The 24,295-nt window shown below is 71.8% G+C and carries 24 protein-coding genes; 7 read left to right on the forward strand and 17 right to left on the reverse strand.

What is annotated here, in order from left to right; translation table 11 throughout:
• Positions 1-921: a 2,3,4,5-tetrahydropyridine-2,6-dicarboxylate N-succinyltransferase gene (dapD, locus tag N8N77_RS02680; protein ID WP_261164431.1), complete on the forward strand. Its 921-nt coding sequence runs from the start codon at positions 1-3 to the stop codon at positions 919-921.
• Positions 922-979: 58 nt separating this feature from the next.
• On the opposite strand, the gene N8N77_RS02685 is transcribed toward dapD, so the two are convergent.
• From N8N77_RS02685 to N8N77_RS02715, 7 genes are all read right to left on the reverse strand, one after another.
• Positions 980-2,278 (reverse strand): citrate synthase, encoded by a 1,299-nt coding sequence (locus tag N8N77_RS02685; RefSeq protein WP_261164433.1) that lies wholly within the window; start codon positions 2,276-2,278, stop codon positions 980-982.
• An 87-nt stretch (positions 2,279-2,365) separates the two neighbouring features.
• On the reverse strand, positions 2,366-3,478 hold the full coding sequence (dapC, locus tag N8N77_RS02690; RefSeq protein ID WP_261164435.1) for a succinyldiaminopimelate transaminase: 1,113 nt from the start codon (positions 3,476-3,478) through the stop codon (positions 2,366-2,368).
• 13 nt (positions 3,479-3,491) lie between these two features.
• Entirely contained in the window at positions 3,492-3,815 is a 324-nt protein-coding gene (gene fdxA / locus N8N77_RS02695; protein ID WP_261164437.1) for a ferredoxin, read from the reverse strand.
• A 9-nt stretch (positions 3,816-3,824) separates the two neighbouring features.
• A complete protein-coding gene (locus N8N77_RS02700; RefSeq protein WP_261164439.1) occupies positions 3,825-4,256 on the reverse strand; it encodes a histidinol dehydrogenase in 432 nt (143 codons plus the stop codon).
• A 26-nt stretch (positions 4,257-4,282) separates the two neighbouring features.
• Complete coding sequence (locus N8N77_RS02705) at positions 4,283-4,597, reverse strand: AzlD domain-containing protein (RefSeq protein WP_261164440.1); 315 nt, start codon at positions 4,595-4,597, stop codon at positions 4,283-4,285.
• On the reverse strand, positions 4,594-5,322 hold the full coding sequence (locus N8N77_RS02710; protein WP_261164442.1) for an AzlC family ABC transporter permease: 729 nt from the start codon (positions 5,320-5,322) through the stop codon (positions 4,594-4,596). Before N8N77_RS02710 ends, N8N77_RS02705 begins: the two co-directional genes overlap by 4 nt.
• On the reverse strand, positions 5,319-6,488 hold the full coding sequence (locus tag N8N77_RS02715) for an MFS transporter (RefSeq protein ID WP_261164443.1): 1,170 nt from the start codon (positions 6,486-6,488) through the stop codon (positions 5,319-5,321). The genes N8N77_RS02710 and N8N77_RS02715 overlap by 4 nt, the downstream gene beginning before the upstream one ends.
• Before the next feature lie 23 nt (positions 6,489-6,511).
• On the opposite strand from N8N77_RS02715, the gene N8N77_RS02720 reads away from it, so the two are divergent.
• Entirely contained in the window at positions 6,512-7,072 is a 561-nt protein-coding gene (locus N8N77_RS02720; RefSeq protein WP_261164444.1) for a TetR/AcrR family transcriptional regulator, read from the forward strand.
• 36 nt (positions 7,073-7,108) lie between these two features.
• Here the strand turns inward: N8N77_RS02720 and typA are convergent, their stop codons facing one another.
• The 6 genes from typA to N8N77_RS02750 form a co-directional block, all read right to left on the reverse strand.
• Positions 7,109-9,022 (reverse strand): translational GTPase TypA, encoded by a 1,914-nt coding sequence (typA, locus tag N8N77_RS02725; protein WP_261164445.1) that lies wholly within the window; start codon positions 9,020-9,022, stop codon positions 7,109-7,111.
• 107 nt (positions 9,023-9,129) lie between these two features.
• The gene (locus N8N77_RS02730) at positions 9,130-9,693 is read right to left on the reverse strand and encodes a PH domain-containing protein (protein WP_261164446.1); all 564 of its coding nucleotides are present in this window, start codon (positions 9,691-9,693) and stop codon (positions 9,130-9,132) included.
• A 2-nt stretch (positions 9,694-9,695) separates the two neighbouring features.
• The gene (locus N8N77_RS02735; RefSeq protein WP_261164448.1) at positions 9,696-11,348 is read right to left on the reverse strand and encodes an ABC transporter ATP-binding protein; all 1,653 of its coding nucleotides are present in this window, start codon (positions 11,346-11,348) and stop codon (positions 9,696-9,698) included.
• Between the two features lie 14 nt (positions 11,349-11,362).
• Positions 11,363-12,301 carry an ABC transporter permease gene (locus tag N8N77_RS02740; protein WP_261164450.1) on the reverse strand — a complete coding sequence of 313 codons (939 nt, stop codon included), beginning with the start codon at positions 12,299-12,301 and terminating at the stop codon, positions 11,363-11,365.
• Positions 12,291-13,220, reverse strand: coding sequence for an ABC transporter permease (locus N8N77_RS02745; protein WP_261164451.1), 930 nt, complete (start codon positions 13,218-13,220; stop codon positions 12,291-12,293). Before N8N77_RS02745 ends, N8N77_RS02740 begins: the two co-directional genes overlap by 11 nt.
• A gap of 214 nt (positions 13,221-13,434) precedes the next feature.
• Positions 13,435-15,060 (reverse strand): ABC transporter substrate-binding protein, encoded by a 1,626-nt coding sequence (locus N8N77_RS02750; RefSeq protein ID WP_261164453.1) that lies wholly within the window; start codon positions 15,058-15,060, stop codon positions 13,435-13,437.
• A 179-nt stretch (positions 15,061-15,239) separates the two neighbouring features.
• Here N8N77_RS02750 and N8N77_RS02755 point away from each other — a divergent pair, with 179 nt between their 5' ends.
• The 3 genes from N8N77_RS02755 to N8N77_RS02765 all read left to right on the forward strand — a co-directional run bounded on the left by N8N77_RS02755 (position 15,240) and on the right by N8N77_RS02765 (position 18,220).
• Positions 15,240-15,974, forward strand: coding sequence for a CPBP family intramembrane glutamic endopeptidase (locus N8N77_RS02755; RefSeq protein ID WP_261164454.1), 735 nt, complete (start codon positions 15,240-15,242; stop codon positions 15,972-15,974).
• 105 nt (positions 15,975-16,079) lie between these two features.
• Positions 16,080-16,838: an ABC transporter ATP-binding protein gene (locus N8N77_RS02760; protein WP_261164455.1), complete on the forward strand. Its 759-nt coding sequence runs from the start codon at positions 16,080-16,082 to the stop codon at positions 16,836-16,838.
• Positions 16,835-18,220, forward strand: a complete 1,386-nt coding sequence (locus N8N77_RS02765; RefSeq protein WP_261164456.1) for an FtsX-like permease family protein — start codon at positions 16,835-16,837, stop codon at positions 18,218-18,220. The genes N8N77_RS02760 and N8N77_RS02765 overlap by 4 nt, the downstream gene beginning before the upstream one ends.
• Before the next feature lie 25 nt (positions 18,221-18,245).
• Here the strand turns inward: N8N77_RS02765 and N8N77_RS02770 are convergent, their stop codons facing one another.
• A complete protein-coding gene (locus N8N77_RS02770) occupies positions 18,246-18,848 on the reverse strand; it encodes a GNAT family N-acetyltransferase (protein ID WP_261164457.1) in 603 nt (200 codons plus the stop codon).
• Positions 18,849-18,929: 81 nt separating this feature from the next.
• Here N8N77_RS02770 and N8N77_RS02775 point away from each other — a divergent pair, with 81 nt between their 5' ends.
• Complete coding sequence (locus N8N77_RS02775) at positions 18,930-19,436, forward strand: NUDIX domain-containing protein (protein ID WP_261164459.1); 507 nt, start codon at positions 18,930-18,932, stop codon at positions 19,434-19,436.
• A complete protein-coding gene (locus tag N8N77_RS02780; RefSeq protein ID WP_261164461.1) occupies positions 19,433-19,867 on the forward strand; it encodes an NUDIX domain-containing protein in 435 nt (144 codons plus the stop codon). Before N8N77_RS02775 ends, N8N77_RS02780 begins: the two co-directional genes overlap by 4 nt.
• Positions 19,868-19,871: 4 nt before the next feature.
• Here N8N77_RS02780 and gcvP read toward each other — a convergent pair whose 3' ends face one another.
• From gcvP to gcvT, 3 genes are read right to left on the reverse strand one after another with little or no spacing between them, the layout of a single operon-like run.
• Complete coding sequence (gene gcvP, locus N8N77_RS02785; RefSeq protein WP_396652795.1) at positions 19,872-22,706, reverse strand: aminomethyl-transferring glycine dehydrogenase; 2,835 nt, start codon at positions 22,704-22,706, stop codon at positions 19,872-19,874.
• Positions 22,707-22,759: 53 nt separating this feature from the next.
• A complete protein-coding gene (gene gcvH, locus N8N77_RS02790; RefSeq protein ID WP_261164465.1) occupies positions 22,760-23,143 on the reverse strand; it encodes a glycine cleavage system protein GcvH in 384 nt (127 codons plus the stop codon).
• Positions 23,140-24,276, reverse strand: coding sequence for a glycine cleavage system aminomethyltransferase GcvT (gene gcvT / locus N8N77_RS02795; RefSeq protein ID WP_261164466.1), 1,137 nt, complete (start codon positions 24,274-24,276; stop codon positions 23,140-23,142). The genes gcvH and gcvT overlap by 4 nt, the downstream gene beginning before the upstream one ends.
• Positions 24,277-24,295 lie beyond the last annotated feature (19 nt).

Here is a 24,295-nt window from a genome sequence, read left to right on the forward strand (position 1 = left end):
ATGACGGATGAGCGCTGGATCTCCGGTGTCGGGCTCGCGACGATCGCGGCCGACGGCACCGTCCTGGACACCTGGTACCCCGCCCCGCAGCCCGGCCGCGCCGGCGACGTGAGCGACGAGATCGAGTCGCTGGACCGACTCGCGGCCCCGGACGACAAGCGGGGCGTGACCGTCGAGGTGGTCACGGTCGAGATCGACCTGGACGCCGCGCCCGCCTCGACGTCGGACGCCTACCTCCGCCTGCACGCGCTCTCGCACCGACTCGTCCGTCCCAACGAGCTGAACCTCGACGGCATCTTCGCCCACCTGCCCACCGTCGCCTGGACCAACGCCGGCCCGATGCTGGCCGCGGACGCCGCGCGCCTGCGCCCCTACCTGCAGCGCGACGGCGTCCAGGTGGTCTCGCTCGACAAGTTCCCGCGCCTGACCGACTACGTCGCGCCGGAGGGGGTGCGGATCGCCGACACCTCGCGCGTGCGCCTCGGCGCCTACCTCTCCCCTGGCACCACCGTGATGCACGAGGGCTTCGTGAACTTCAACGCGGGCACGCTGGGCGCCTCCATGGTCGAGGGCCGCATCTCGCAGGGTGTGGTCGTCGGCGACGGATCGGACATCGGCGGCGGCGCCTCGATCATGGGCACGCTCTCGGGCGGCGGCACGCACCGCGTGTCCATCGGCTCCCGCACGCTGCTCGGCGCCAACGCCGGCATCGGCATCTCCCTCGGCGACGACTGCGTCGTGGAGGCGGGACTGTACGTCACGGCCGGTACGAAGATCCGTCTCGAGGACGGCTCCGTCGTCAAGGGCGCGGAGCTGTCGGGATCCAGCGGCCTGCTGCTGCGCCGCAACTCCCTCGACGGCGCGGTGGAGGCCGTGCGGCGCGAGGGCGTCGGCGTGGTTCTCAACGCCGCCCTGCACTGAGCCGCAAACGCGAACGGCCGCCGCTCCCGAGGGAGCGGCGGCCGTTCGCGTGTTCCGATCAGGCGCCGGGGTAGGCCCGCTCCGGCGAGCCCGTGTAGAGCTGCTGCGGGCGGCCGATCTTGCCGCGCGCGTCGAGGTTCGCCTCGCGCCAGTGTGCGAGCCAGCCGGGCAGGCGCCCGATGGCGAACAGCACCGTGAAGACGCGGGTCGGGAAGCCCATGGCCTTGTAGATGACGCCGGTGTAGAAGTCGACGTTCGGGTAGAGGCGACGCTCCTTGAAGTAGTCGTCCTCGAGCGCGATCTCCTCGAGCTCCTTCGCGAGGTCGAGCAGCGGGTCGTGCACGCCGAGCGCCGAGAGCACCTCGTCGGCCGACTCCTTCACGAGCTTGGCGCGCGGGTCGTAGTTCTTGTAGACCCGGTGCCCGAAGCCCATGAGCTTCACGCCCTCTTCCTTGTTCTTCACCTTCTCGACGAAGCGCTTGACGCCCTGGCCGGACTCCTGGATCTGGCTGAGCATGTTCAGCACCGCCTCGTTCGCGCCGCCGTGCAGGGGGCCGGAGAGGGCCTGGATGCCCGCGGCGATCGAGGCGAACTGGTCGGCGCCGGTCGAGCCGACGAGGCGCACCGTCGAGGTCGAGGCGTTCTGCTCGTGGTCCTCGTGCAGGATGAGCAGCCGCTCGAGCGCCTTGGCCATGACGGGGTCGATCTCGTACGGCTCCGCCATGTTGCCGAAGTTCAGGCGCAGGAAGTTCTCGACGTAGCTGAGCGAGTTGTCCGGGTACAGGAAGGCCTGCCCGATCGACTTCTTGTGCGCGTACGCCGCGATGACGGGAAGCTTCGCGAGCAGCCGGACGGTGGTGAGGTCCACGTGCTCCGGGTTGTCCGGGTCAGAGTCGTTCTCGTAGTAGGTCGAGAGTGCGGCGACGGCCGACGAGAGCACGGCCATCGGGTGCGCGCCGGCCGGCATGGCCGTGAAGAAGTTCTTGAGGTCTTCGTGCAGCAGCGTGTGGTGCCGGATGCTGTCGTCGAACTGCGAGAGCTGGTCGGCGGTGGGCAGCTCCCCGTAGATGAGCAGCCAGGCGATTTCGAGGAAGCTGGCCTCGCCCTTCACGAGCTGCTCGATGGGGTAGCCGCGGTAGCGCAGGATGCCCTGGTCGCCGTCGATGTAGGTGATGTCCGACATCGTGGAGGCCGTGTTGACGAAGCCGTAGTCGAGCGCCGTGAAGCCGGTCTGCTTCGTGAGCGACGAGACGTCGATCGCGGACTTTCCGTCCGTGGCGGGCAGGACGGGGAACTCCGCGGTCTTGTCGCCGACCGTCAGAACGGCCTTCTCGGGCAGGCTTCCTGCGTCGCTCACGGCGCCTCCTTGCGATTCGGGATGCTGGTACTCGCGCGAATGGGCCGAGCGGATCCGCGCGCGGCCGTCATCCACCCTAGCCGCTGATCAGCGTGCGGATGACCGCAGGCGATCGGCCGCCTGCCGGATGCGCTCGTCCGTTGCCGTCAGCGAGAACCGCACGTGCTGCGGGTGATACGGGCCGTAGAACACGCCGGGCCCGGCGAGGATGCCGAGGCCGGCGAGACGGTCCATCGTCTCCCACGCGTCGCGCCCCTCCGTCGCCCACAGGTACAGACCGGCCTCGCTGCGGTCGATCCGGAAGCCCGCCGCCTCGAGCGCCGGCTTGAGCACGTCGCGACGCACACGGTAGCGCTCGCGCTGCTCGGCGACGTGCGCGTCGTCTCCCAGCGCCGCCGCCATGGCGTGCTGCACGGGCGCCGGGAGCATGAGGCCGAGGTGCTTGCGGTTCTTCAGCAGCTCTCCGACGATCTGCGCGCAGCCGGCCACGAAGGCGGCCCGGTACCCGGCGAGGTTGGACTGCTTGCTGAGCGAGTACACGCTCAGCAGGCCCGCGCGGCTGCCGCCCGTGACGCGCGGGTCGAGCACGCTGGGCACCGGGCCCGCAACCCACTCGCCGTCCCAGCCGAGCTCGGCATAGCACTCGTCGCTCGCGAGCACGGCCCCCAGCTCGCGCGCGCGCACGACGGCGCGCCGCAGCTCCTCGACGCCCCACACGCGGCCATCGGGGTTGCCGGGCGAGTTGATCCAGATGAGCCGAGCCCCCTCGGGCCACTCATCGGGGTCGTCGGCGGCGACCGCGGTCGCGTCGGCGACGGCCGCGCCCACCGCGTAGGTGGGGTATGCGGCACGCGGGTGCACGACGATGTCGCCGCTGCCCAGGCCCAACAGGGTGGGCAGCAGCGCGACGAGCTCCTTCGACCCGATGGTGGGCAGCACGTTGCGCGGCTGAAGATCCGTCACGCCGCGACGGCGCGCGTACCAGTCGACGATCGCCTCTCGCAGGGCCGGCGTCCCGACAGTCTGCGGGTACGCATGCGCGTCGGTGGCGGCCACGAGTGCGTCGCGGACGACGCGCGGCGTCGGGTCGACGGGCGAGCCGATCGAGAGGTCGCACAGCCCGTCCGGGTGCGCCGCGGCGCGCTCGGCGAAGGGGGTGACGGCGTCCCAGGGGTAGTCGTCGAGATCGCGGATGCCCATGTCAGGCGGACGCTCAGTGCGTGCCCTGCGGCGGCAGCGCGGCGATGATCGGGTGGTCCTTCGGGATCACGCCGACCTTGGCGGCACCGCCGGGCGAGCCGATCTCGTCGAAGAACTCGACGTTCGCCTTGTAGTAGTCGGACCACTCCTCGGGCAGGTCGTCCTCGTAGTAGATCGCCTCGACGGGGCACACGGGCTCGCAGGCGCCGCAGTCCACGCACTCGTCCGGGTGGATGTAGAGGCTGCGCTCACCCTCGTAGATGCAGTCGACCGGGCACTCATCGATGCAGGCGCGGTCCTTGACGTCCACGCACGGAAGGGCGATCACGTAAGTCACGTGTCGATTCTACGCTCCGGCTCGCTGACCCTTCCCCGAACCGGCACGCACGCCGCGCAGGTCGGGCCAGGCGACGACGACGACCACGACGATCGCGACGACCCACGACCAGATCACGCCGAGCGGCGCCTCACCGGGTGCCGCCCGCGGCACGACGACCGATCCACCCGGGCCCTCGCCCGAGAACACCAGCAACATCGCGAGGGCACCCAGCCCCGCCGCGAGGACCGTGCCGCGCCCCTCCGAGAGGCAGCGCACCGCGACAAGCAGCGCGAGCAGACCCACCGCGGCGAGGATCGTCCCCAGCGGCACGATGAGCCCGGCAAGGCCGGTGGGGATGACGGACGCCGAGTGCATCACGGTCCCCGCGATGCCGTAGACGGCGCCGGCGACGAAGGCGCCGGCCCAGGTCAGCAGGCGGATGGGCCACACGGAGCGCATGGGATCAGCGTACGCCGTGGCCGCTGTCACACCGCCCAGCCGAGCAGGCGCAGCAGGGCCGCGGTCGCCGCCGCCACCACGACGACGACGAGGAACGACGCCCCGCGCCACAGCAGGAGGGCCGCCACGGCCACGGCGGGCAGACGCGCGTCCAGACGGATCGCCATGCCGTCTCCGAGCGTCTGCACGGCCACGAGCGCCGAGAGCAGCGCCACCGTGAGCAGGTCCGTGATCCGCGCCGGTCGCGGGCGCTCCAGCCATTCCTCGGGCACGAGGTACCCGACGAGCTTGAGAGCGGCCACCGCGATGCCGGCGAGCAGGATCGCCGTCCAGGCGCTCATCCGGCCGCCTCCGATCCGGCGTCGCCCGGCGCGGGCTGGGCCGCGCGGCGGCCCAGCCAATTCGTCCACCCCACGACCACGGCGACGACGGCGGCGAGCAGCACGGGCACGCCGGGGGCGAGCCACGGCGTGGCCACTGCCGCGACGACCGCCGCGGCGGCGCCCACCGCGACCGCCTGGCGGGAGCGCAGGCGCGGCCAGAGCAGGGCGAGGAACGCGGCGGCCGCGGCCGCGTCGAGACCGTACGCACGCACGTCGCCGAGCACGTCCCCCAGCAGAGCCCCGGCGAGCGTCGCCAGGTTCCAGCCGATGAAGATGCCCAGGCCCGTCACCCAGAACCCGATGCGGCGCGCCGCCGGATCTTCGTGGGCCAGCGAGACCGCCGTGGACTCGTCGATCGTGAACTGCGCCGCCGCGAGACGCCGCGGCCAGGTGCGGCCGACGATCGGGTTCATCCGCGCGGCGTAGACGGCGTTGCGCACGCCGAGCAGCGCGGCCGAGGCGATCGCGGCCGGCCCCCCGCCGCCCGACCCGAGCACGCCGATGAACGCGAACTGCGATCCGCCCGAGAACATCAGCAGACTCAGCACACACGTCTGCCACACGTCCAACCCGGAGGCGGTGGCGAGAGCGCCGAACGAGACCCCGTACGCGCTCGTCGGCAGCGCGACCGCGATGCCCTGACGCCAGGCTCCCCGGCGCTCGGAGGGGGACGGGGAACTCACCCGTCCGAGGGTACCGGTCCTCGTCGCTTCCGCAGGCCCAGCACCGCCGCCGCCACGGCGACCGCCGCCGCGGCGAGGAACGTCGTGCGGTACCCGGCCTCGTCGATGGCGAGACCCCACGCGGCCGCTCCCACCGCCTGCCCGAGGACGAGCACGATGAACAGCAGCGCGGTGCCGGTGGCCGCCCGGGCCGGATGGATCTCGGAGGTCCAGGCGATGAGGGCGCCGCTGGCGGCCGTGTACGCCCACCCGAAGACCACGCAGGCGACCACGGCGAGCCACGGCACCGCGATGGCGCCGACGAGCGCCGCCGTGGCGGCCGCGAGGACGACGCTCGTCAGAGACCAGGCGATGCCCGGCCCGAGGCGCGCCATGACCCCGGCGGTGCCGATGACCGCGGCGCCACCGGCGCCGAGCGCCATCCACGCGACCACCGACACCGTTTCGGTGACGCCGGATTCGGTGAGCAGCACGCGGCCGTAGGTCCAGACGACGGCCGACCCCGCACCCAGCAGGAACGCCGCGACGACCACCCTCGCGTGGGCCGCGAACCATGGCGCGGACGGCAGCAGCGCGGCGGGGCGCCCGCGCTCGGGCCGGCGCCGGTCGAGCGCCGCGACCGCGCACGCGGCCAGCAGCGTGATCCCCGCGGCGAGCAGCCATGCCGTGCGCCAGTCAGGCAGCAGCGTGAGCGCGAGCGAACCGGCGGCGACGAGGCCGGGTCCGGTGCCGGCGTTCACGATCGCCTGACCGCGCTCGCTCTCCGCCGGCGGCAGGTTGCGCTGCAGGATGTCGACGAGGGCCGGCGAGGCCAGCCCCGCACCCGCCGAGGAGAGGACCGCGCACGCGGCGAACAGCGGAAGCGAGCCCGCCGCCGCCATGCCGACCGCGCCCGCGCCCGCGCTCAGCCCCGCGGCGATCGCGAGCAGCGACGCGCGGCGATGCGCGAGCAGGAAGCCCGCCGCCGCCCCGGCGCCGTACACCACCGAGCCGCCCGCCGAGATGGCGCCCGCGGCGCCGGCCCCGAACCCCAGCTCCGCCTGCACGTCGGGCAGGAACAAACCGTAGGCGAAGCGGACAAGACCGTAGGTCGCCGCGATCAGCGCCGTTCCCGCCACGAGCAGACCCGGCCGTGCCGCTCCAGCAAACGAAAACGGGCGTTTCACTTTGCCCACTCTAGAGTGCCGTCATGGGAATCCGCGCGACCACCGAGACGAAGTTGCTCGACGCTGCCGACGCCCTGCTGTTCTCACGGGGCGTCGTCGCCACGCCGATCGACGCCATCACCGAGCGCGCCGGCGTCTCGGCGGCGACCCTGTATCGGGGCTATCCGAGCAAGGAGGCGCTGCTCGCGGCCGCGCTCCGGCGTCGCGAGCGGGCGTGGCGCGAGACGTGGGAGCACGCGGTGGCACGCGCAGCGTCACCGCGCGAGAGGCTGCTGGCCGTCTTCACCGCACTCGACGAGTTCCGGCACCGCCCGGGCGCCGCCCGATGGTGCGCGTTCCTCGGGACCGCCGCCGAGTTGCCCGATCCTCCCGCCGACGTCGCCGCCGCGATCCGAGACGACACCGACGGCTTCCGGCGCCGACTGACGGAGCTCGCCGAGCCGATCGCCGGCGACGAGGCCGCGGAGCTCGCCGAAGAGATCCTGCTCGTCGTCACCGGCGAGCTGGCCATGCGGCTGCGCTCCCCCGGGCGCGACGGCATGACCGCGCGTCGCGTCGCGGAGGCGCTCATCGACCGGCGCTGACCCGCCCGCGGGCCGAGCGGGGATCGGGAGCCGACCTCAGGCGTTGGCGTCCTGGCGCTTGCGGCGCGACGCCTCGCGCCCGCGGACGGTGGCGTCGAGGATCACCTTGCGGATGCGCACGGCCTCGGGCGTGACCTCGACGCACTCGTCCTCGGCCGCGAACTCGAGCGACTCCTCGAGCGAGAGGATGCGCGGCGGGGTCATGGACTCGAACGTGTCGGCCGTGGAGGAGCGCATGTTCGTGAGCTTCTTCTCCTTGGTGATGTTCACGTCCATGTCGTCGGCGCGCGAGTTCTCGCCGACCACCATGCCCTCGTAGACCTCGTCGGTCGGGTTCACGAAGAACGTCATGCGCTCCTGCAGCGCGATCATCGCGAACGGCGTGGCCACGCCGGCCCGGTCGGCGACGATCGAGCCGTTCTGGCGCGCGACGATCTGACCCGCCCAGTCGCCGTAGCCGTGCGCGATCGCGTTGGCGATGCCCGTGCCGCGCGTGATCGACAGGAACTGCGTACGGAAGCCGATGAGGCCGCGCGACGGCACGATGAACTCCATGCGGATCCATCCCGTGCCGTTGTTGACCATGTTCTCCATGCGGCCCTTGCGTGCCGCCAGGAGCTGGGTCACGGCGCCGAGGTGCTCCTCGGGCACGTCGATCGTGAGGTGCTCGTAGGGCTCCTGGACCTTGCCGTCCGGGCCCTTGCGCGTGACGACCTGCGGCTTGCCGACGGTGAGCTCGAAGCCCTCGCGGCGCATGTTCTCGACGAGGATCGCGAGCTGCAGCTCACCGCGGCCCTGCACCTCCCACGCGTCGGGGCGACCGATGTCCTTCACACGGATCGACACGTTACCGATGAGCTCACGGTCCAGGCGGTCCTTGACCATGCGCGCCGTGAGCTTGTGGCCCTTCACCTTGCCGACCAGCGGCGAGGTGTTGGTGCCGATCGTCATCGAGATCGACGGCTCGTCGACCGTGATCTGCGGCAGGGGGCGGACGTCGTTGGGGTCGGCGATCGTCTCGCCGATCATGATGTCCTCGAAGCCGGCGATCACGGCGATGTCGCCGGGGCCGGCCTTCTCGGCCGGGTAGCGGTCCAGCGCCTTCGTCATGAGCAGCTCGGTGATGCGCGCGCTCTGCGTCGTGCCGTCCTGACGGACCCACGCGACCGTCTGGCCCTTCTTCAGCTCGCCGTTGAAGATGCGCAGCAGCGCGAGGCGACCGAGGAACGCGCTCGAGTCGAGGTTGGTGACCCAGGCCTGCAGCGGCGCCTCGTCGTCGTACTCGGGGGCGGGCACGTGCTCGAGGATGGCCTGGAACAGCGGCTCGAGGTCGTCGTTGTCGGGCAGGGAGCCGTCGGCCGGGCGGTTGCGCGAGGCGGCGCCCGCGCGACCCGAGGCGTACACGACGGGAACCTCGAGCAGCGCGTCGACGTCGAGGTCGGGCACCGTGTCGACGAGGTCGCTCGCCAGGCCGAGCAGCAGATCCTGGGCCTCGCCCTCGACCTCCTGGATGCGCGCGTCGGGCCGGTCGGTCTTGTTCACGAGCAGGATCACCGGCAGCTTCGCCTCGAGCGCCTTGCGCAGCACGAAGCGGGTCTGCGGCAGCGGGCCCTCGGAGGCGTCCACGAGCAGCACGACACCATCGACCATCGACAGTCCGCGCTCGACCTCACCGCCGAAGTCGGCGTGGCCGGGGGTGTCGATCACGTTGATCGTGATCGGGATGTCGGTGTGCGCGCCGTTGTAGGTGATCGCCGTGTTCTTGGCGAGGATCGTGATGCCCTTTTCGCGCTCGAGGTCGTTCGAGTCCATCGCGCGTTCCTCGACGTGCGCGTGCTCGCCGAACGAGCCGGTCTGACGCAGCATGGCGTCGACGAGCGTCGTCTTGCCGTGGTCGACGTGCGCGACGATCGCGACGTTGCGGAGGTCCGGACGGAGGGCGCGCGCCATGAAAGGGATCCTTGCGTTCTGTGGGAGGTGCCCCGGAGGCGGGGCATCCCATCCTATCGCGGCCCACCTGGGCGGACGGCGCGGAACGGAGGATCGCTCGCGCGCGCTCAGGTCGTGACGCCGACCGCGATCGCGCCCCAGACGGCGATCACCACGAGCGAGGCGATGCCGAGCAGGTCCCACGACCGGGTCACGCCGGCGCCCGATGGGGAGGCGTCGGCGTTGACCTTCATCTCGCGCAGGATCTCGGCCTCGAGGTCGGCGGGCTGATCCCGCACCCGTCCCCGCGGCCGGCGCGCGGGAGCGCCCCACGCCTGGATGGTGCGCCCGCCCGCCTCGCGCGTGAGGCGGACCTCGAGCTGCCACCGCATCGCGATGTCCTCGATCGCGCCCCACGGCACGCGCGTGATCCGCAGGATGTTGTGCACCGTCACGCCCGCCTCGTCCGCCACCACGTGGGGTGCGTAGACGAAGACGTAGATGAACCACAGCAGGGCGAGCGGCCACGGCGCGATGAGCGCCGCCTGCAGCCAGCCGCCGCGGATCACCGCATCGCCGAGCAGGCTGACCACGAGCACGGCGGTGAGGATCAGCCAGACCCGCCCCGAGGTGGGGCGTATCTCGCGTCTGAGCTCATCGCCGGGCTCGTAGTCGGCGGCTGCGTGCGACACGGTCAGCGCGCTCCGAGGGGAAGCGACGCCCCGGGGATCGCATCGAGCAGGCGGCGCGTGTACGCCTCCTGTGGGTTGGCGAAGATCTCGTCCACGGTGCCCTGCTCGACGACCCTGCCTCGCTCCATGACGCACACCATGTCGGCCGCGACGCGCACCACCGCAAGGTCGTGCGTGATGAAGAGGTAGGTGAGTCCGAGCTCGGCCTGCAGCTCCGCGAGCAGCGTGAGGATCTGATCCTGCACGAGCACGTCGAGGGCCGAGACCGCCTCGTCGAGCACGACGATGTCGGGCTTGAGGGCGAGGGCGCGTGCGATCGCGACGCGCTGGCGCTGACCGCCCGACAGCTCGTTCGGGTACCGCAGGGCCAGCTCGCGCGGCAGCGCGACCTGGTCGAGCAGCTCGAGCACGCGCTCCCGACGCGATGCCGCATCGCCCACCCCGTGCACGCGCAGCGGCTCCGCGATGAGGGTGCCGATCGAGCGCAGCGGGTCGAGCGATCCGTACGGGTCCTGGAAGACCGGCTGCATGCGGCGGCGCAGACCGAACACGTCGCGCGGGCGCAGCGTGGACGTCTGCACGCCATCGATGAGCACGTCTCCGCTCGTGGGCGCCTCGAGCTGGAGGACCATCTTGGCGACGGTGGACTTCCCCGAGCCGGACTCCCCCACCAGCGCCAGCGTCTTGCCGCGCGGGATCTGGAACGACACCCCGTCGACCGCGCGGAACGGCTCGCTCGAGAAGCCGCCCTTGCGGATGCGGTACTCCTTGACGAGATCGCGCACCTCGACGACGGGCGCCGCCTCCGCGAGCATCTCGGTCTCGGTGGTGACGTGCTGCACGCTCGCCTGGATGCGCTGCGACGCCAGGCTCGGCGCCGCCGCGACGAGCCGCTGGGTGTACGGGTGCTGCGGGTCCTCGAGGATCTCGCGGCTCGGCCCCGACTCGACGACCTCGCCCTGGTTCATCACGACGATGCGGTCGGCGCGCTCGGCGGCCAGGCCCAGGTCGTGCGTGATGAGCAGCACCGAGGTGCCCTTCTCGCGCGTGAGCGAGGCGAGGTGATCCAGGATCACCCGCTGCACGGTCACGTCGAGCGCGCTCGTCGGCTCATCCGCGATGAGCAGCTTCGGGTCGGCGGCGAGGCCGATACCGATGAGCGCGCGCTGTCGCATGCCGCCCGAGAACTGGTGCGGGAACTGGTGCAGGCGCCGCTCGGCGTCGGCCAGGCCGGCCTGCTGCAGCACCTCGATCGCGCGGCGCTCGACCTCCTTGCGGCCGGAGGCGAGCCCGTTCGCGCGGATCGCCTCCTTGACCTGGAAGCCGATCGACCACACGGGGTTGAGGTTCGACATCGGGTCCTGCGGCACGTAGCCGATCTCACGCCCGCGCAGCCGCTCCATCTCGCGACGGCTGGCGGTGGTGAGCTCGCGCCCCTCGAGGGAGATCGTGCCCGCGGTGATCGAGCCGGTGCCGGGAAGCAGGTCGATCACGGCCGAGGCCGTCGTCGACTTGCCCGAGCCCGACTCGCCGACGATCGCGACCGTCTCGCCGGGGAAGACGTCGAGGTCGACGCCGTGCAGCACCTCACGCTGCTTCGCGCCCGTCCCGAAGGCCACCTTGAGGCCACGGATCTGGAGCAGTGCATCCGTCATGGGGATTCCTTCACTCATCGCTGCGCCCGCGCCTTCGGGTCGAGGGCGTCACGCAGCATCTCGCCGAGCGTGATGAACGCGAGCACCGCGATCGTCAGCGCCAGCGAGGGCCAGAACAGCGCCATGGGCGCGGTGCGGATGGTCGCCTGCGCCTGGCTGATGTCGGCGCCCCACGAGACCGTGTTGCCGCCGAGACCGACGCCGAGGAACGACAGCGTCGATTCCGCCACGATGGCGTGTCCGAGGCTGATGGTCGCCACGACGATGACCGGCGCCATCGCGTTGGGCAGCACGTGCACGAGCAGCGTCTTGAAGCGCGACAGACCGAGGGCGATCGACGCCATCACGTAGTCGGACTGCTTCACGCGCAGCACCTCCGCGCGCACGATGCGCGCCGTCGAGGCCCACGAGAACCCGCCGATCGCGAAGGCGAGCGTCAGCTCGTTCCGCGCGCTCGAGAGGACCGTCATCACCACGATCGCCGCGACGATGTAGGGGATCGTGAAGAAGATGTCGCCGATGCGCGAGAGCAGCGAGTCCAGCCACCCGCCGTAGAACCCGGCCAGCGCGCCCATGATGAGGCCGATGAGCGTGCCGATGATGGTGGCGAGCAGGCCGACCGTCATCGACGTGCGGGTGCCCCACACCAGACGCGACCAGATGTCGCACCCCTGGCGGTTGAAGCCCAGCGGGTGGTCCGCGGCCGGGCCGCCGTTGCTGTTGCCGAGCTGGCAGGCGCCGCCGGCCGGAGCCACCTGGGTGAACAGGCCCGGCGCGATCGCCATGATGATCACGATCACCGCGAACACCATCGAGATCCAGAACAGCGGGCGCTTGCGCACGTCGCGCCACGCGTCGAGCCAGAGGTTGCTCTTGCGGGTGCTCAGATGCACCTGGTCGACCTGGACCTGCGCCTCCTTCACGGGCGCCACGAAATGCGTACTACTTGACATAGCGGATCCTCGGGTCGAGCAGACCGTAGAGCAGGTCGACGAGCAGGTTGATGAGCACGTAGACGACGACGAAGATCGTCACGAACGACACCACGGTCGGCGTCTCGTGCTTGATGATCGCGGAGTACAGCTGGTTTCCGACGCCGGGCACGTTGAAGATGCCCTCCGTCACGGTCGCGCCGACCATGAGGATGCCGAACTGCGAGGCGGTGTCGGTGACCATGGGGATCATCGAGTTGCGCAGCACGTGCACGGGGATGACGCGCGAGCGCGACAGGCCCTTGCCGTAGGCGGTGCGCACCCAGTCCTGCTGCAGCGTCTCGATCGTCGATGCGCGCGTGAGGCGCATCATCGTGGCGTAGATGCTGAAGGCGAGGACGATCGCCGGAAGCCAGAGCCCGCCCCAGTCGTTGTCCGCGCCCACGGTCGGCTTGAACCAGCCCAGCTGCACGCCGAGGAAGAACTGCGCGGCGAAGGCCACCACGAAGACCGGCACGGCCACGAACAGCAGCGCGACGACGAGCATGAGGTGGTCGTACACCGTGCCCTTGAGGAGGGCCGAGGTCACGCCGACGACGATCGCCAGCACGAACGCCAGCACGACGGCCATGATCGCCAGGCGCAGCGTCACGGGGAACGTGCGCGCGAGGGTCTCGATCACCGGCTGGCCGTTGAAGCCCACGCCGAAGTCGAGGCGCAGGATGCCGCCCAGGTAGTTCAGGTACTGGACGATGAACGGCTGGTCGAGCAGGTAGCGCGCGCGGATCTGCTCGAGCAGCTGCGGCGGCGGCTGCTTGTCGCCGAACAGCGCGGCGATCGGGTCGCCGGGCATGGCGAAGACCATGAAGTAGATCAGCAGAGTCGCCCCGAGGAACACGGGGATCACCTGCAGCATGCGTCTGAGGATGTAAGTGGCCACCCTCGTGCCTCCCTTCTGGGGATGACGAGGTCACACGACACGGAAGGACCTCGACCCGCGGGTCGGGACGAGGGGAACAGGAGAAAGCGGGCCCATCGGGTGGACCCGCCCGCACATCCTCCGCCTCCCTAACTGGGAGAACGGTGTGCCGCGCGACATGATGCGAGGCGGTGGCGCGTACGCCACCGCCTCGCAGCGGATCATCTCGGGCCGATCAGCCCTTGGTGATGTTGTAGTGCAGCGGCACCGAGTTCCAGCCGAACTCGACGTTGTCGACCGTGTCGGCCCAACCGCCGGTCACGTTCGAGTACCACAGCGGGGTGGCGGGCAGATCCTGGAGCAGGATCTCCTGCGCCTGCTGGAACAGCTCGTTCGCGGCGTCGGGGTCGGTCGAGCTGATGCCCTGCGAGAGCAGCTCGTCGAACTCGGGGTTCGAGTAGTCACCGTCGTTCGACCCGGCGTTGGTCGCGTAGAGCGGGCCGAGGAAGTTGTACAGGCCCGGGTAGTCGGCCTGCCAGCCGGTGCGGAACGCCGTCGTGATGGTGCGGTTGGTGACCTCTTCGCGCAGACCGGCGAAGTCGGGGTACGGGGCGCCCGACGCGTCGATGCCGAGCGTGCCGGCGATCGAGTTCGCGACGGCGTCGACCCAGCCCTGGTGACCGCCGTCCGAGTTGTAGGCGATCTGGAAGGAGCCCTCCCACGGGCTGATGGCGTCGGCCTGAGCCCACAGCTCCTGCGCGGTCTCGGGGTCGTAGTCCAGGACCTCGCTGCCCTCGAGCTCCTCGCTCCAGCCGTCGATCACCGGCGAGGTGAAGTCGCTGGCCGGGGTGCGGGTGCCCTGGAAGATCACGTCGGTGATCTCCTCACGGTTGATGGCCATCGAGATGGCCTGACGGCGGAGCTGGCCCTCCTCGCCCGCGAAGTGCGGGAGGTACTCGGGGATCGTGAACGACTGGAAGATCGCGGCGGGCTGGTTGACCCAGTTCTCGCCGAGCTCGTCCTGGTAGGTCTCGAGCGCCGCCTCGGGGATCTGGTCGAGCACGTCGAGCTCGCCCGAGAGCAGGTCGGCGTACGCCGCGTCCTGCGACGCGTAGAAGCGGATCTCCAGGCCGTCGTTCTGCGGCTCGCGCGGACCCTCGTAGTCCTCGTTCACGACGAGCGAGATGCCCTCATCGTGGACCCAGGCGTCCTCGCTGGCCAGCTTGTACGGACCGTTGCCGATGGGCGACTCGCCGAAGGCCTCCATGTCCTCGAACGCCACGTCGGGGAGCGGGTAGAACGCCGAGTAGCCGAGGCGCTGCGCGAAGTCGGTGGCCGGCTTGTTGAGCGTGATGGTGAACGTGTAGTCGTCCACCTGCTGCAGGCCCGACAGCTCCTCGACGTTCTCGTCCCAGCTGAAGCCCTCGATGTCCTCGAAGAAGTAGCTCGAGAGCTGCTGGTTGTCGAGGGCGGCGCCGTAGTTCCACGCCTTGATGAAGTTGTCGGCCGTGACCTCTTCACCGTCGGTGAAGGTCAGCCCTTCCTTGATCTTCACCGTGAGCTGCGTCGGCGAGTCGACCGTGATCGACTCGGCGACCTCGTTCTCGACCTCGCCGTTGGCGTTGTACGAGATCAGGCCCGAGAAGATGCTGTCGAGGATCTTGCCGCCGCCGACCTCGTTGGTGTTGGTCGGGATCAGCGGGTTCTGCGGCTCGGTGCCGTTGGTGGTGATGACCGCGTCGCCGGCGGCACCGCTGCCGCCGTCGCCGTTGCCACCGTCGCCGCTCGCGCAGCCGGCGAGCAGGATGCCGCCGAGGCCGAGCAGCGCGACGCCCGAAAGGGCGACCTTGTTGCGCTTCATGGGGTTTCCTCCAGGGAAGGGTTGAGCCTGCCCACTCGGGGTGCAGGCGATAGCGATGACGATAAGCACGCGAGGACGACCGCACAAACTCGCATCGCGAACTGTTACATCGCCGTAACGCGCGCCTGGGAGCCCTCCGTCACGCCGTTCCCGCCGACAGCCTGTGGCACGCTGACGGAATGGCGCGCGCACGGCTGTGGTGGGAGATCGGCATCGTCCTGGCACTCTCGCTCGGGCAGTCGGCCCTCTACTCCGTGCTGTCGCTGGTGCGCGCGCTGACGCGGGCACCGCTCGCCGACCAGTCGGCGGCCCTCAACCCCTCGCGCGCCGACGACGCGCTCTGGGACGCCCTCTACCGCGTGCTCGACGTGTTCTTCGATCTCGCTCTCGTGGCGCTCGTCGTCTACCTCCTGTGGGAGCCCGGCCGCAGCGCGCTGCGGCGGATGGGACTGGACTTTGCACGCGTCGGCCGCGACCTCGGGCTCGCCGTCGCGCTGCTGGCCGTCATCGGCGTGCCCGGCCTCGCCCTGTACGCCGGCTCGCGTGCGCTGGGACTCACCGTGCAGGTGCAGGCGTCCGAGCTCGACGCGGCATGGTGGACGATCCCCCTCCTGCTGCTGTCGGCCGTGCGCGCCGGCCTGCTCGAGGAGGTCATCCTCAACGGCTACCTCGGCGAGCGCCTGCGCGAGCTGGGGTGGCGGCCGTGGGCGACGATCGCGGCGATCGCCCTGCTGCGCGGCGCCTACCACGCGTATCAGGGTCCGGCCATGGCACTCGGGAACGTGGCGATGGGGGTCGTCTTCGCGTGGGTGTACCTGCGATGGCGCCGCGTCATGCCCCTCGTGATCGCGCACACCCTGATCGACACGATCGCCTTCGTCGGCTACCCCCTCGCGGCCCCGTATCTGCCCTGATCCCCCGAGGGGGCGAGAGGGCCGCCGAGGAATACGACCGCGGGACCATGCGGATCAGCCCCGCGGCCGACGCGTGCGCGGCGCGCGGGCCGCGAGGGTGGAGGCATGGATGTCACACGTCACGACGATCGGCCCGTGCCCCTGCTCAGCGGCAGCGGGCTCTTCAAGAGCTATGGCCCGACGCAGGCGCTCGCGGGGGTCGACCTCTCCGTGCGGCCGGGCGAGGCCGTCGCGATCATGGGGGCCTCGGGATCCGGGAAGACGACGCTGCTGCACGTGCTCGCGGGCATCGTGCCCGCCGACGCGGGCACCGTCGCGCTGCAGACACGCTCCGGGGTAGTGCGGGTCGACCAGCTCGGCGAGGCCGCCCGCTCCCGGCTGCGACGGGAGGAGCTCGGCTTCGTCTTCCAGCAGGGCCTGCTCGTGCCCGAGCTGACGGCGGTCGAGAACGTCGCCCTGCCGCTCATGCTCGCGGGGCACGACCGGCGCGCGGCCGAGGCGCACGCGGCCGGGTGGCTCGCGGCGCTCGGGCTGGCGGGCATGGAGCAGCGCCGCATCGGTCAGCTCTCGGGCGGGCAGGCGCAGCGCGTGGCGATCGCCCGTGCGCAGGCGGGCGGCGCGCGCATCCTCTTCGCCGACGAGCCGACCGGCGCCCTCGATTCGGCCACGTCGGCCGAGGTCATGACGGCGCTGCTGGACTCGACCCTGCGCCAGGGCCACGCCCTCGTCGTCGTCACGCACGACCCGCAGGTGGCGGCCCGCTGCACCCGCACGGTGCGCATGCGCGACGGGCGGCTGGCGGACGACGGCGGCGCGGTGCCGGACGCGCCCGCGCCGATCGCGGCGCCGGGAGCCGCGCGATGACCGGCGCGACCGCCGTGAGGCAGGCGACCCCCGCGCCGCTCGCGCCCCCCTCCCGCGGACGGGCACCCGTCGCGCGCCTGACGTGGCTGCTGGGGAGACCGAGCGCGCAGTCCGCAGCGGCCATCGTCTTGCCCGCGGTGGCGTTCGCCGTGACCACCGCCCTCCTGCTCGTCGTGCTCGGGGGCACGCTGATGTTCTGGCGATGGACCGATCCCCTCGCCGACCTCTATCAGCTGCTCAGCGTCGTCGCGCTGGCGCTCATGGCGATGCCCCTGCTCGCGCTCGGCGGGGCCGCGGCACGGCTGTCGGCGCGGCGACGCGACGACCGGCTCGCCACCCTCCGGCTGCTGGGCGCGACGCCCGCCGTCGTCACCGCGATGACGATCATCGAATCGACGGCCGTCGCCCTCGCCGGCGCCCTGGCCGGGGTGGTGCTCTACCTCGCGCTCATGCCCCTCGTCGGGCTCGTCCCCTTCGGCGGCGCACCCATCGGGGCCGCCGCCCTGTGGGTGGGACCGATCGCCCTCGCGGCGGTCGTGCTCGCCGTGGCGCTGCTTGCCGCCGCCAGCGCGGCCGTCGGCCTGCGCGCCGTCAATGTCTCGCCGCTGGGCGTGCGCACGCGGCAGGATCCTCCCCGCCTGCGCGCCGTCCGCGTCGTCGCCGCCGTCACCGTCGTGGCAGCCGCGTACGTGATCCTGCAGGCCCTCGGCGCCATGCCCGGCATGGTGTTCATGGCCGTGGCGCTGGGTGGCACGTTCGCCGCCACGATCGCGGTGCTGAACGCCGCAGGCCCGTGGGCCGTGGGGGTCCTCGCCCGCATGCAGGTGCGCAGCGCCAGGACCCCGGCCAAGCTCATCGCCGCCCGCGGCATCCTGGAATCGCCCAAGGCGGCATGGCGTCAGGTCAGCGGCATGGCGATGACGAGCTTCGTCGCCGTCGTGGGCGGATCGGGCATGGCATTGGCCTCGTCCGTCGACCCCGCCACGGGCGCGGAGGCGCACCTGACCGCCGACATCAGCACGGGCATCCTCATCACCCTCGTCGTGTCGTTCCTCATGGTCGCCTGCTCGGTGGGCGTGAATCAGGCGGCGGCGATCCTCGACCGTCGAGAGCTGTACGTCGGCCTCGACCGCATCGGCATGCCGCGCCGGGTGATGGAGCGAGCACGGACGCGCACGACGATGGCGCCCCTGCTGTTCGTCGTGATCGCCTCGTCGGCCGCCGCCGGGGTGCTGCTGCTGCCGCTGACCGGCATGGCCCTCATCGTCGCGCCGCTCTCGCTCGCGGTCGTGGCCGGCTGCTTCGCCGTCGGCATCGCGCTGGTGTGGCTCGCCCTGCTCGCCACACGCCCGGTGCTCACGCGCGTCCTGCACGCGGCGTGAGGCGCGGCGCCGGGCTGCGGGGCCGTCAGCGCGCGGCGCGCGCCTCCAGGCGGGCCTCGAGGCCGCGGCGCACCTGAGGCCATTCCGAGGCGAGGATCGAGTACACCACGGTGTCGCGCCAGTGCCCGTCGGGCATGCGCGTGTGGCTGCGCAGCACGCCGTCGAGCTTGGCCCCCAGCCGCTCGATCGCCGCCCGCGAGCGCTGATTGTGCCAGTGGGTGCAGAACTCGACCCGCACGCATCCCAGATCGTCGAAGGCGCGCGTGAGGAGCAGCAGCTTGGCGGCGGCGTTGATGCCGGTGCCCTGCGCGTCGGCGCGGAGCCAGGTGTAGCCGATCTCCGCCCGCCGGTCGTGGGGTGAGACGCCGCAGATCGAGGTCATGCCGATCGCACGCCCGGTGCGTGCATCGACGATCGCCCACGGCGCCATCTCGCCCGCCGCCTGGCGTGCGAGCCGCTTCTCGATCTCGGCGGGCACGTCCTCGGGGGCCGGCAGGCGCGAGAACCACGCGCGGCGCCACAGGTTGTCGAACGCGACGGCCTCCGCGAGGTCCGTGGCATGCGCGGGATCCAGCGGCTCCAGCCGCACGACGTCGTTGCGGAGGACGGGGGTGTCGACGAAGCTCACCGGTTCAGCGTATGACCCGCGCCCGAAGCCTCGCAGCAGGGGCGCCGAGAAGGGACGACCCACGGCTCGTAGGCTGGGGGCATGGCGACGCCCGATTTCATCCTGCGACTGCGCGAAAGAGTCGGCCACGAGCTGCTCTGGCTCACCGGCGTGACGGCCGTCGTGGTGAAGGACGACGCCGTTCTGCTGGTCGAGCGCGCCGACAACGGCAGCGTCACCCCCGTCACCGGAATCGTCGACCCGGGCGAGCAGCCCGCCGTGGCGGCGGTGCGCGAGACGCTCGAGGAGGCGGGCGTCGTCGCCGAGCCGGAGGCCGTGGTGTGGGTGCACGCGCTTCCCCCGATGCGGTACCCGAACGGCGACCTGGCGCAGTACCTCGACATCACCGTCCGGTGCCGCTGGACCGAGGGCGACCCGCACCCCGCCGACGGCGAGAACGCCCGCGCGTGGTGGTGCCCCATCGACCGGCTCGCGGAGGAGCGGATGAGCGACGACATGCGCGAGCGCATCCTCGTGGCCCTCACGCACGAGGGGTCGGCGCGGTTCGAGACCACCACCGGGCTCGAGGCCGCGGCGGAGACCGCGTGAGCGCGCACTACGCGCTCGACCACGCCGCCCGCGTGGTGACCGTCAGCGCGGTCGTGCTGCGGCACCCCGAGTCGGGCCACATCCTCGCCGTGCGCAAGCGCGGCACGACGACGTTCATGCAGCCCGGCGGCAAGCCGGAGCCGGGCGAGTCGGCACTCGACGCCGCCGTGCGCGAGCTGCGCGAAGAGCTGCAGGTGGAGCTCGATCCGTCGCGCATGACCCTGCTGGGCACCTTCGACGCCCCCGCCGCGAACGAGTCGGGATGGACGGTGCGCGGCACGGTGTTCGTGCACCCGCCGATCGGAGACATCCGCCCGGCCGCCGAGATCGAGGAGATCCGCTGGGTGCCCGACACGGCGGAGCCGGCAGGAGACCTCGCCCCGCTCATGATGACGAGGATCCTGCCGGCTCTGCGCGAGGCCGGTCTCTAGCCGGTCAGGCGAACGCCTCGATCGGCGGGCAGGCGCATACGAGGTTGCGGTCGCCGTAGGCCTGATCGATGCGGCGCACCGGCGGCCAGTACTTGGCGGCCGTGATGCCCGCCGGGAAGACCGCCTCCTCGCGGGAGTAGGCGTGGTCCCACTCCGCCACGAGCGTCGCGGCGGTGTGCGGCGCGTTGACGAGCGGGTTGTCGTCGGCGGGCCACTCCCCCGCGGCGACGCGCTCGGCCTCCGCCTTGATGCGGATCATGGCGTCGACGAACCGGTCCAGCTCGGCGCGGTCCTCCGACTCCGTGGGCTCCACCATGAGCGTGCCCGCCACGGGGAACGACATGGTGGGCGCGTGGAAGCCGTAGTCGATGAGCCGCTTGGCGACGTCGTCGTTCGAGATGCCCGTCTCCGCTTTCAGGGGGCGCAGGTCGAGGATGCACTCGTGCGCCACGCGCCCCTCGGCGCCCGCGTAGAGCACCGGGTAGTGCTCCGCCAGGCGCGCGGCGATGTAGTTGGCGCCGAGCACCGCGGCGTCGGTCGCCTCCGTGAGGCCCTCGAGGCCCATCATCCGGATGTAGGCCCACGAGATCGGCAGGATGCTGGCCGATCCGTACGGCGCGGCGGAGACGGGACCGATCCCCTCCGTGGCGTCCTGCGCGAGCGGGTGGTTCGGCAGGAACGGGGCGAGATGCGCCTTCGCCGCGACGGGGCCGACGCCCGGGCCGCCGCCGCCGTGCGGGATGGCGAACGTCTTGTGCAGGTTCAGGTGCGACACATCGCCGCCCAGGTCGCCGAAGCGGGCATGGCCGAGCAGCGCGTTGAGGTTCGCGCCGTCGATGTACACCTGGCCGCCGGCCTCGTGCACGGCCGCGGTGATCTCGAGCACGTCGGCCTCGTACACGCCGTGCGTCGAGGGGTACGTGATCATGAGCGCGGCGATCGCGTCGGCGTGCTCGGCGATCTTCGCGCGCAGGTCGCTGAGGTCGACGTTGCCCAGCTCGTCGCACGCGACGACGACCACCCGCATGCCCGCCAGCACGGCGGACGCGGCGTTCGTGCCGTGTGCCGACGACGGGATGAGGCACACGTCGCGATGCTCGTCCCCGCGCGAGCGGTGATAGCCGCGGATGGCGAGCAGGCCCGCGAGCTCGCCCTGAGACCCCGCATTCGGCTGCAGCGAGACGGCGTCGTAGCCGGTGAGGTCGGCGAGCCAGCCCTCGAGCTGGTGGATGAGCTCGAGCGAACCGGCCACATCCTCGCGCGGCGCGAACGGGTGGATGCGCGAGAACTCCGGCCATGACACCGCCGCCATCGCCGTGGCGGCGTTGAGCTTCATGGTGCACGAGCCGAGCGGAATCATGCCGCGGTCGAGCGCGTAGTCGCTGTCGGCCAGGCGCTTGAGGTAACGCATCATCGCCGTCTCCGAGCGATGCGTGCGGAAGACCGGGTGCGTGAGGATGTCGTCGCGACGGAGAAGCTCGCGCGGAATGCCCGCGTCGCGCATCGACACCATCCGCGCCGCACCACCGAGGTCTCGCCCGAACGGCGCGTCGGCGGCGACGCCGAACGCGTCGCGCACGGCCGCGACGTCGGCGTCCGTCGTCGCTTCGCCGACCGAGACGCCCACCGTGTCCTCGTCGACGAGGTGCAGCAGGACGCCGCGCTCGCGCGCCGTCGCCACGATCGCCCCGGCGCGGCCGGGCACGCGCGCCCGGACGGTGTCGAAGAAGTCGTCGTGGAGGATCTCGACGCCGCCGGCGCGGAGCTGCTGCGCCAGGACGCCCGTGCGCACCGCGATCGTCGAGGCGATGCTCCGCAGCCCGTCCGGGCCGTGATAGACCGCGTACATGGCGGCCATGACGGCGAGCAGCACCTGCGCGGTGCAGATGTTGCTCGTCGCCTTCTCACGGCGGATGTGCTGCTCGCGGGTCTGCAGGGCGAGCCGGTACGCGGGAGCCCCGTCGGCATCGACCGAGACGCCCACGAGGCGCCCGGGCAGCTGACGCTCGAGGCCCTGCCGCACCGCCATGTAACCGGCGTGCGGACCGCCGAAGCCGAGCGGCACGCCGAAGCGCTGCGTCGAACCCACCACGATGTCGGCGCCCAGCGACCCGGGCGAGCGCAGCAGCACGAGCGCCATGACGTCGGCGGCGACGACCACCTGGCCGCCCGCGACGTGCGCCGCATCGATGACGCCGGTCGGATCCCATACCCTCCCGGAGGCACCCGGGTACTGGATCAGCGCCCCGAAGAGCGCGGGCGGCAGGGTCTCGCCTGCGGCGAAGTCCACCTCCACCAGCTCGATGCCCACGGCCTCGGCACGCACGGCGAGCACGGCCTTCGTCTGCGGCAGGGCGTCGGCGTCGACGGCGAACACGTTCGACCCGCCGCGGACGGCGCGGCGCGCCAGCAGCATGCCCTCCGCGACCGCGGTCGACTCATCGAGCATCGACGCGTTCGCGACCGGCAGGCCGGCGAGGTCTCCCACCATCGTCTGGAAGTTGAGCAGCGCCTCCAGCCGGCCCTGCGAGATCTCGGGCTGGTACGGCGTGTACGCCGTGTACCAGGACGGGTTCTCGAACACGTTGCGCTGGATGACGCTCGGCGTGATCGTGTCGCTGTACCCCAGCCCGATCATCGGCGCGAGCACGCGGTTCTTGGCCGCGAGAGCGCGCAGCTCGGCCAGCGCCTCGGCCTCGCTCGCGCCGCGAACGGGGATGGCGCCGGAGGTCGCGCCGTCCGCGCGGATGGCGGCGGGAATCGCCTGGGCGACGAGCGGCTCGGTCGTCTGCCGGTCGGAGGCCTCCGCGTTCACCTCGAGGCCGAGCGCCTCGACCATCGCGCGGCGATCGGCGCCCGAGGTGCCGATGTGCCGGGCGACGTAGTCCGAGGTCACTTGTCGCCGCCCGTGAGCTGCTCGTAGGCCGCGCGGTCCATGAGACCCGTCAGCGGCTGTCCCGAAAGCCGCACGCGCACGAGCCAGCCCTTGCCGTAGGGGTCCTGGTTCACCAGCGAGGGATCGGCGTCGACCTCGCCGTTCAGCGCGATCACCTCGCCGTCGACGGGCGCGTACAGCTCGGAGACCGACTTGGTCGACTCGATCTCGCCCATCACCTGGCCGGCCGTGAGCGTGGCGTTGGCCGCGGGAAGGTCGACGTAGACGACGTCGCCCAGTTGCTCGGCGGCGTAGTCGGTGATGCCGATCGTGGCGATGTCGCCGTCGACGGCGACCCACTCGTGCTCGGCGGTGTACGTGAGGGCGGCGAGGTCGGTCATGAGTTCCTCCGGTAGAAGGGCAGGGCGGCAGCGACGGCGGGGACGCGCGTGCCGCGGACGTCGATGGTCAGGTCGGTGGCGGAGGCGGCGTCCGGCCGGACGTACGCCAGGGCGATGGGGTGGCCGAGGGTGGGGCTGAGGGCACCGCTCGTGAGCTCGCCGACGCGCTCGTCGCCGCGGTGCACGGCGTAGCCGGCGCGCCCGGCGCGGCGGCCCTCCATGGTGAGACCGACGAGCACGGGCGCCTCGGGGCGCGGGTCCTTCGCGGCCTCGCCGACGAAGCCGGTCTTGTCGGTCGGGATGACGCGGCCGAGCCCGGCCTGGGCCGGCACGACGTCGCGGGTGAGCTCGTGACCGTACAGCGGCATGCCCGCCTCGAGGCGCAGGGTGTCGCGCGCGGCGAGGCCGGCGGGCACCAGGCCGTGCCGCTCGCCCGCGGCCCGCAGCGCCTTCCACAGAGCGGCGGCACGGCCGACGGGGATCATCAGCTCGAAGCCGTCCTCGCCCGTGTAGCCCGTGCGCGCGATCAGCAGCGGCGCGCCGTCGAAGGAGGCGTCGGTCCACGCGTAGTACCGCTGCTGCCCCCACGGCGTGCCGAGCTCGGCGATGCCCGGGGTGGCCTCCAGGATCGCCTGGGCCGCCGGGCCCTGCACCGCGACAAGCGCGTACTGGTCGGAGACGTCCTCCACCGTGACGGCGGAGGACGCCGAAAACGCGCCGACCCGCTCCTGAAGCGTGTCGGCGACGACCTCACGGTTGCCGGCATTGGCGACGACGAGGAACCTGTCGTCCGCGAGTCGGTAGACGATGAGGTCGTCGACGATCCCGCCGTCCTCGGCGAGGATCATCGTGTACTTCGCACGCCCGACCGCAAGCGTCGAGAGCCGGCCGGCGAGCGCGAGATCGAGGAGAGCGCCGGCCCGCGGACCGGCCACCACGATCTCCCCCATGTGCGAGATGTCGAACAGTCCGGCGGCGGTGCGGACCGCGTGGTGCTCGGCGAGGTCCGACCCGTACCGCACCGGCATCATCCAGCCGCCGAAGTCGGTGAAGCTCGCCCCGAGCGCTTCGTGCTCGGCACGCAGCGGGCTCTCGCGCGGGGGTACAGCCGGTGGTGCCGCGGAATCGTCCATCGGGGGCTCCCTGAGTCCG

The sequence above is a fragment of the Microbacterium sp. Marseille-Q6965 genome, from assembly GCF_946151065.1.
Lineage (GTDB): Bacteria > Actinomycetota > Actinomycetes > Actinomycetales > Microbacteriaceae > Microbacterium.